This window comes from Daejeonella sp. (assembly GCF_044342615.1).
In the GTDB taxonomy this organism is placed as follows: Bacteria; Bacteroidota; Bacteroidia; order Sphingobacteriales; family Sphingobacteriaceae; genus Daejeonella.
In genome coordinates this window covers 1-8,428 of sequence record NZ_JBIIPN010000111.1, presented here as the reverse complement: position 1 = coordinate 8,428, position 8,428 = coordinate 1, and the positions used below count along the sequence as shown (strand labels likewise).

Genomic DNA, 8,428 nt, shown 5'->3' with positions numbered 1-8,428 from the left:
TTGGAAGAGGAAATTCAAAATTAAACGATTCTTTAACAATGAGCGATAAAGTTAAAGTAACTATAGATGGGATAACGGTTGAAGTTGAACCGGGGACAAGTATTCTCAATGCTGCACGTCAGATTGGGGGGGATATTGTTCCGCCTGCTATGTGCTATTATTCTAAATTAGAAGGCAGTGGTGGTAAATGCCGTACCTGTTTGGTAAAGGTGAGTAAGGGTTCTGAAAAGGATCCTCGCCCGATGCCGAAACTGGTAGCTTCATGCCGTACTGGTGTAATGGATGGAATGGAAGTAGAAAATATTACTTCTCCAGAGGTGATTGAAGCACGTAAGGGTGTTGTAGAAATACTTCTGATCAATCATCCACTAGATTGTCCGGTTTGTGATCAAGCGGGTGAGTGTCATTTGCAAGACTTATCTTATGAGCATGGTGTTGCTGATACAAGGTATGAGTTTGATCGTCGTACTTTCGAGAAAATTGACATTGGAGATAAGATTCAATTGCACATGACTCGCTGTATTTTATGCTACAGATGTGTTTATGTGGCTGATCAGATAACAGAAAATCGTGTTCATGGTATTTTAGGGCGTGGTGATGCTTCTGAGATTTCAACTTATATAGAAAAGGCAATTGATAATGATTTTTCAGGAAATGTTATTGATGTTTGTCCCGTAGGTGCCCTAACCGACAAAACTTTCCGTTTTAAAAATAGAGTTTGGTTTACAAAACCGGTTGATGCGCATCGTGATTGCCCAACATGTAAGGGTAAAGTAACGTTATGGTATAAAGGTGATGAGGTATTAAGGGTTACTGGACGTAAAGATCAGTTTGGTGAAGTAGAAGATTTTATCTGCAATACCTGCCGTTTTGATACAAAAAACACAAGTGATTGGGTTATTGAAGGTCCGCGTCATATTTCACGTACTTCCGTAATTTCGTCTAATCATTATGAGATGACTCCTTTGCCTGTTATTAAGGAGAATCTAAAATTGATTGAGGCCAATAAAATTGAATTTGATAGAGCAACAAAGGTTTAATGGAACTAGCATTTATAATAGAGAAATTTATCGTAGTTACGGTCATATTTTTGATTAGTTTAACTATAGCAGCCTATTCAACCCTTGCTGAAAGGAAAATTGCGGGCTACCTTCAAGATAGAGTTGGGCCCAATAGAGCAGGTCCCGGAGGTATGTTTCAGCCCTTAGCAGATGGATTGAAGATGTTTTTTAAGGAGGAAATTATTCCCACAGATTCAAGTAAAGCGCTCTTTATTTTAGGCCCTTCATTAGCTTTACTTACCTCATTAATTGGCAGTGCTGTTATTCCTTGGGGACAAAGTATTGAGATTGCCGGTCGCTTGGTAAGTTTGCAAATTGCTGATGTGAATGTTGGTATTCTCTATATTTTCGGAGTAGTTTCTTTGGGAGTTTATGGAATTATGATTGGTGGTTGGGCATCAAATAATAAGTTTTCATTGATGGGAGCTATTAGAGCGGCATCTCAAAGTATCAGTTATGAAATTCCAATGGGATTGTCAATCATTGCTTTACTGATGACTACCAATACGCTGAGCATGAAAGAAATTGCTGAGCAGCAGCATGGAATTAATTGGAATATATTTTATCAGCCTTTAGGATTTTTAATTTTCTTAGTGTGCTCATTTGCTGAAACAAACAGAACGCCTTTTGATTTACCAGAATGTGAGACGGAACTTGTGGGGGGTTATCATACCGAATACTCAGGTTTTAAAATGGGTGCTTTCATGTTTGCTGAATATTTGAACATGTTCCTTGCTTCAGCAGTTATGTCAACCCTTTATTTTGGTGGATATAATTATCCTGGAATGGATTGGGTGAATGGCATGGCCGGACCATTATTCGGTCCGCTAATTGGCATGGGCGTTTTACTCCTTAAAATATTTGCATTTATTTTCTTTTTTATGTGGGTGCGTTGGACTGTTCCACGTTTCAGATATGATCAGTTAATGAATTTGGGATGGAAAGTTTTAATTCCATTAGCAATAGCGAATATTGTTATTACAGGAATTGTTATTACGATTTACGATAAATTATAATACATCTGTTTATTGAATAAGCAGATAAATAATATTAAAAAATAACCTTTCAGGAGGATTTAGGGTTTATGGAACCATTAAGTAACAGAAAAAAAGTCTTAGAGCAGAAGCCAATGAATTTCTGGGAGCGTTTATATCTTCCGGCAATTTTCCAGGGTATGGGAATTACCTTTAAGCACATGTTCAAAAAGAAAGAAACAATTTTCTATCCGGAAGTTGAGCGTGAGTTCTCTGAGAATTGGAGAGGAATGCATTCGTTGAAAAGAGATGAGCAAGGACGCGAGCGTTGTACAGCTTGCGGATTGTGCGCCCTTTCTTGTCCTGCAGAAGCAATCACCATGATTGCAGCGGAGCGTCAAAAAGGTGAAGAGGCTTTGTATCGTGAAGAAAAATATGCAGCCGTGTATGAAATAAATATGTTGCGTTGTATTTTCTGCGGATTATGTGAAGAAGCTTGCCCTAAAGAGGCGATTTATCTGGATGGACCAATAGTTCCTGCAGATTATTTGAGAAAAGATTTTATTTACGGAAAAGATAAATTAGTTGAAGAGCCTTTAAAGGTTTAACAGCGCTATAAATTTAAAATTGGGCAAGCCGGATCCTGTAAATAATTCGGCAGAAATTATACCTTTGCCCCATAGTGGGTTAAAGATTAAAATACCTTATTAATGAGTATATCTCTATTTTATTTTGTTGCTTTCCTGTCCATATTCTTCGCACTTCTAGTGATTTTTGCGAAGAATCCGGTACATAGTGTGCTTTATCTCATTGTCACATTTTTTACATTCACTATTCATTACATTTTGTTGAATGCACAATTTTTGGCTATCGTGAACTTTATTGTTTACATGGGTGCAATTATGGTCTTATTCCTTTTTGTGTTGATGCTTCTTAATTTGAATGAGGGTTCTATTGGCTCTAAGTCGAATTTGTTAAAAATGATTGGTGTAATTGGTGGTATGTGTTTAATTATAACATTAGTTGGATCAGCTAAGGTTTTAAATACATCTGATCCGCTTGTACTTCAAACACAAGATTTGGGATTGGTTAAAAATCTTGGAAAGGTACTTTTCAGTAAATTCCTACTTCCATTTGAGCTTTCTTCTATTTTGTTGCTTTCAGCGATGGTGGGCTCAGTTTTATTGGCTAAAAAGGATATTAAACAGGGATAAGAATGGAAAACGTAACGCAAGCGCTTCAAGGCGTACCCTTAAATCATTATATCTTATTGAGTATCATCATTTTTTCAATCGGTGTGATTGGCGTGATGATACGCAGAAATGCAATTGTGATTTTTATGTCTATCGAATTAATGCTTAACGCAGTAAACTTATTACTGACAGCATTTTCTGTGCATCATAATGATCCTTCGGGACAGGTATTTGTATTTTTTATCATGGCTTTGGCTGCAGCTGAAGTTGCGATTGGTTTGGCAATCATTGTTATGATCTACCGAAATACAAATTCTACCGACGTTAATATTTTGAATAAATTAAAGTGGTAATAAAGCAAGATCCATCGTTTTCGAATAGGTCAAAAAGAATAAAATAATGATAAATTTAGTCTGGTTAATTCCATTATTCCCACTCTTAGGTTTCCTTGTTAATGGCTTAGGTCGTAATAAATTATCTAAGTCTGTAGTGGCATTTATTGCTTGTTTAGCTGTTTTGGCATCTTTTGCTGTCAGCTTAGGTGTGTTTTTTGAACTTAACGCCTCGGAAAGTAAATCGTTTGTTATTCCGATTTTTGATTGGATAAGTGCTGGGACAGTTAAAATCCCATTTTCTTTCTTAATTGATCCATTGAGTGCATTAATGCTCTTAATAATTACGGGAATTGGATTTTTGATACACCTATATTCTGTAGGATATATGCACCATGATACAGGTTTCGGTAAATTCTTTGCCTATTTAAATCTGTTCATTTTCTTCATGTTGCTATTAGTCCTTGGCTCCAATTACGTAGTCATGTTTATTGGCTGGGAGGGCGTAGGTTTATGTTCATATCTACTTATCGGATTTTGGTTTACTAATCCTTCCTACGCTAGCGCAGCAAAAAAGGCATTTATCATGAATCGAATTGGTGATTTAGGTTTCCTAATAGCCGTATTTTTAATCTTCACCACTTTTAATAGTGTTGAATTTGCTCAAGTATTTCCACAAGCAGCCAATATGGCTTCGGGCGATTCTATGTTGATATTAATCACTGCTCTATTATTTGTAGGTGCAATTGGTAAATCGGCGCAAATTCCATTATTTACCTGGTTACCTGATGCAATGGCGGGACCAACCCCAGTTTCTGCATTAATTCACGCAGCAACCATGGTTACTGCAGGTATTTATATGATTGCAAGATCAAATATTCTATTCACCCTAGCTCCTGAAACTTTGGCAGTGGTGTCAATGGTAGGACTTGCAACCCTGTTTTTGGCTGCGGCAATTGCAGTTTCACAAACTGATATTAAGAAAGTATTGGCTTATTCTACAGTATCTCAACTAGGTTATATGTTTTTAGGACTTGGTGTGGGAGCTTATACTGGCGCATTTTTCCATGTAATTACCCATGCATTTTTTAAAGCATTACTTTTTTTAGGTGCGGGATCAGTAATTCATGCAATGGGCAATGAGCAGGATATGAGGAATATGGGCGGATTGAAAAAGAAATTGCCGATTACATTCTTAACCATGATGATAGGTACCATAGCAATTGCTGGATTACCTCCATTTTCTGGGTTTTTCTCTAAAGATGAAATTTTAGCTCATGTGTACGAGCATAATAAAATATTTTGGGGTATTGCCGTAATTGGCGCCATGTTTACTTCATTCTACATGTTCCGAATGATGTATCTTACTTTTAGTGGTAATTTCCGTGGGACAAGCGACCAAGAGCATCATTTACATGAATCTCCGATAAGCATGACGATCCCATTGATTGTTCTTGCTGTATTATCTGCTCTAGGTGGACTTATTGGCATACCAGCAGTATTGGGAGGCGGCCATTGGCTTGAAAGCTTCCTTGCGCCTGTTTTTGCTGTTTCTGCATCTAAAACAGGTACACTTGCCTTAGATCATACCACAGAATATATTTTAATGGGTGTTTCAGTTGGTGGAGCATTATTAGCTATGATTTATGCATACACTCGTTATGTGAAGCACTCACATATCCCAGCTGATGATCGTGTAGAACGTGGTACGCTTGCCCGTTTATCCTATAATAAGTTCTTTATTGATGAACTTTATAGTTCTTTAATTACTCGTCCACTCGATGCATTATCAGGATTCTTCTACAGAACTATTGATAAGTTAGGAATTGATGGTATTGTTAATGGTTTAGGTAAAGGTGCAATAGAATCAAGTAAAGGATTTAGATTGCTTCAAACAGGTATGGTAGGTTTTTATATCTTCATGATGGTTGCCGGCATACTTGCATTGTTGTTTTACAGTATGTACAAAATTTAATATTAAGGAGTAGAACGAGATAAATGGAAATTTTACTATTACAGATTTTTATTCCGCTAATTGCTGCACTGATTGTTCTTGTGTCAGGAAAAAGCATCGTGAGAAGTCTTTCGGGAGCATTCTCTTTAGTATCATTGTTAGTTACGGTGTACATGCTATTGAATTTCAATCCAGATGCTACCACACAATTCCTTGTTAATTTAGCTTGGATACCTCAGTTTGGAATCCAGTTTAAGGTAGGAGTGGATGGTATTAGCATGGTTTTATTGCTGTTAACCAATCTTTTAATACCAATCATAGTTTTATCAAGCTTTAAGCAGGATATTAAAAATCAAAATGCTTTTTATGCATTGATATTCTTCATGCAGAGTGGTTTGCTTCTTGTTTTTACAGCTCTTGATGCTTTCCTTTTCTATGTGGGATGGGAAATTGCCTTGATTCCTGTGTACTTTATCTGTGCACTTTGGGGTGGAGAGAATCGTATTAAGGTTAATTTAAAGTTCTTTGTATATACTATCGCAGGTAGTTTATTGATGTTATTGGCTATTATTTACCTACATCTACAGACCCCTGGAAATAGCTATGATATCGCTGAGTTTTATAAATTAAATCTGGATACAACAACTCAGGGATGGATTTTCTGGGCTTTTTTCATTGCTTTTGCTATTAAAATGCCAGTATTCCCATTCCATACTTGGCAGCCCGACACCTATACTGAAGCTCCAACCGCTGGAACGATGCTTCTTTCAGGAATCATGCTTAAAATGGGAATTTATGGAGTAATTCGTTGGTTAATTCCAATTGCTCCGCTAGGTTTTAACGCTTGGGGTGAGACTGCCATGATTTTATCAATCATAGGACTTGTTTATGCTTCCATTATTGCTTTTACCCAAAATGATATTAAACGATTAATCGCTTATTCGTCTATTGCACACGTAGGACTAATCTCTGCGGGTATTTTTGCTTGGAATTTGCAAGGTTTACAAGGTGCAATGATACAAATGCTTAATCACGGTATTAATGTTGTTGGGATGTTTTTTATTGCTGATATCATTATCCGCAGATTAAACACGCGCGATTTGGGTCAAATGGGTGGCATTGCAAAACCTGCACCTATGCTCGCTATCGGATTTTTAATTGTTTTACTCGGGACTGTCGCTCTTCCATTAACCAATGGATTTGTGGGCGAGTTTTTACTCCTGATGGGAGTCTATAATTTCAATATTTGGTATGCTGCAATTGCTGGTTCGACCATCATTTTTGGTGCGGTTTACATGCTAAGAATGTATCAAAGAGTAATGTTAGGTGAGGTAAATACAAGTACAGCTAACTTTAGCGATATTGACGGGACTGAAAAGTTTGTTTTGCTGATTATTTCAGCACTAATAATTTTAATAGGAGTATATCCGCAACCTATTCTGAATATTTCAGAAGCTGCAGTAATCAACCTGATTGAACAGGTTAATCAAAAGATTTTAGTTAAATAAAAGCATGAACGCATTAATAACCCTATCTGTTTTAGCCATTGTGGTTCTTTACCTAGGTTTGTATAAGGCAAAAAATGCTTTATTGCCTGTTTCTTTATTGGGACTAGCAGGAGCCTTGGTTTTGAGTATTTTAGAATGGAATTCTGGTGCATCGCCAATCTACAGCGGCATGATGCTATTCGATAATTTTGCAGTCGCATTTTCATCGATTTGTATAGTTTCAACCATGCTTATCTTACTGATTTCAAAAGATTATTTTGAACAAATTAGTGAGCATGTTGCTGAATATTACACCATTATACTATTCGCATTAATCGGAATCTTGATTATGGTTTCTTTCCATAATCTTTCCATGCTTTTTATAGGAATTGAAATCATGTCTGTGAGTCTTTATATCCTTGCCGGTATCCGTAAGCAAGATTTTAAATCGAATGAGGCAGCATTGAAATATTTCCTTATGGGGGCCTTCTCTACAGGATTTTTATTACTGGGTATTGCATTCATTTATGGTGCAAGTGCTACATTTGATCTAGGCTTAATTAAAGAATATGTAATTTCTAATCCTACAGGTATTTCGCCTCTTTTTTATAGTGGATTAACTTTAATGATTATCGGCTTAAGCTTTAAGATTGGAGCTGCTCCATTCCATTTTTGGACACCAGATGTTTATGAAGGATCACCAACTTTAATTACTGCATTTATGAGTACTGTTGTTAAGACAGCAGGATTTGCGGCATTTTTAAGATTGTTCATAGTTTGTTTTGCGCCATTGCATGATTTTTGGATGCCTGTATTAATGGTAATATCAGTTCTTACACTATTCATAGGTAATGTTACTGCACTTTATCAGCATAGCTTTAAAAGAATGCTTGCCTATTCAAGTATCTCTCATGCAGGATATATGCTCTTTGCAATTGTAGCATTAGGACCACTTTCAGAAAATTCGGTTTTTGTTTATGCAAGTGCTTATTCTGTAGCCTCAATTATTGCATTTGCAGTATTGATCTTGGTGAAACGTCAAACAGGCTCGGATAATTTTGATAGTTTTAACGGACTAGCAAGAACTAATCCTTTTATTGCTTTTACACTTACAGTAGCTATGCTTTCCCTTGCAGGAATTCCTCTAACTGCCGGATTTATTGGAAAGTTCATGATGTTTTCAACCGCTCTTACTGAATATCATATGATTATGGTTGTATTAGCGGTAGTAAATGCAGTGATAGGTATTTTCTACTATCTAAAAGTTATTGTAGCCATGTATTTTAAGTCGGCAGAACCAAAAGAGCTTCAATCTTCAGCTTACTTTAATTTTGTATTAGGTTTTTCGGCCTTGCTAACAATAATCGTTGGTATTTACCCTAGTATTATATCCAACCTTTTCTAGGCTTTAATATTCTATAAATATT

The 8,428-nt window shown here is 36.5% G+C and carries 8 protein-coding genes; all 8 read left to right on the top strand.

Annotated elements, in window-relative coordinates:
* Positions 1-38 precede the first annotated feature (38 nt).
* The 8 genes from ACIQ0D_RS09740 to ACIQ0D_RS09705 all read left to right on the top strand — a co-directional run bounded on the left by ACIQ0D_RS09740 (position 39) and on the right by ACIQ0D_RS09705 (position 8,406).
* Positions 39-1,040, top strand: coding sequence for a 2Fe-2S iron-sulfur cluster-binding protein (locus ACIQ0D_RS09740; RefSeq protein ID WP_395805109.1), 1,002 nt, complete (start codon positions 39-41; stop codon positions 1,038-1,040).
* Positions 1,040-2,077 (top strand): NADH-quinone oxidoreductase subunit NuoH, encoded by a 1,038-nt coding sequence (nuoH, locus tag ACIQ0D_RS09735; RefSeq protein WP_395805107.1) that lies wholly within the window; start codon positions 1,040-1,042, stop codon positions 2,075-2,077. Before ACIQ0D_RS09740 ends, nuoH begins: the two co-directional genes overlap by 1 nt.
* Before the next feature lie 68 nt (positions 2,078-2,145).
* Positions 2,146-2,643 (top strand): NADH-quinone oxidoreductase subunit I, encoded by a 498-nt coding sequence (locus ACIQ0D_RS09730; protein ID WP_291404233.1) that lies wholly within the window; start codon positions 2,146-2,148, stop codon positions 2,641-2,643.
* A 102-nt stretch (positions 2,644-2,745) separates the two neighbouring features.
* Positions 2,746-3,249, top strand: coding sequence for an NADH-quinone oxidoreductase subunit J (locus ACIQ0D_RS09725; RefSeq protein WP_395805105.1), 504 nt, complete (start codon positions 2,746-2,748; stop codon positions 3,247-3,249).
* Positions 3,250-3,251: 2 nt separating this feature from the next.
* Complete coding sequence (gene nuoK / locus ACIQ0D_RS09720; RefSeq protein WP_395805103.1) at positions 3,252-3,581, top strand: NADH-quinone oxidoreductase subunit NuoK; 330 nt, start codon at positions 3,252-3,254, stop codon at positions 3,579-3,581.
* A gap of 46 nt (positions 3,582-3,627) precedes the next feature.
* Positions 3,628-5,535, top strand: a complete 1,908-nt coding sequence (gene nuoL, locus ACIQ0D_RS09715; protein WP_395805101.1) for an NADH-quinone oxidoreductase subunit L — start codon at positions 3,628-3,630, stop codon at positions 5,533-5,535.
* A 23-nt stretch (positions 5,536-5,558) separates the two neighbouring features.
* Positions 5,559-7,022 carry a NuoM family protein gene (locus ACIQ0D_RS09710; RefSeq protein WP_395805099.1) on the top strand — a complete coding sequence of 488 codons (1,464 nt, stop codon included), beginning with the start codon at positions 5,559-5,561 and terminating at the stop codon, positions 7,020-7,022.
* A gap of 4 nt (positions 7,023-7,026) precedes the next feature.
* Positions 7,027-8,406, top strand: coding sequence for an NADH-quinone oxidoreductase subunit N (locus ACIQ0D_RS09705; RefSeq protein ID WP_395805097.1), 1,380 nt, complete (start codon positions 7,027-7,029; stop codon positions 8,404-8,406).
* Positions 8,407-8,428 lie beyond the last annotated feature (22 nt).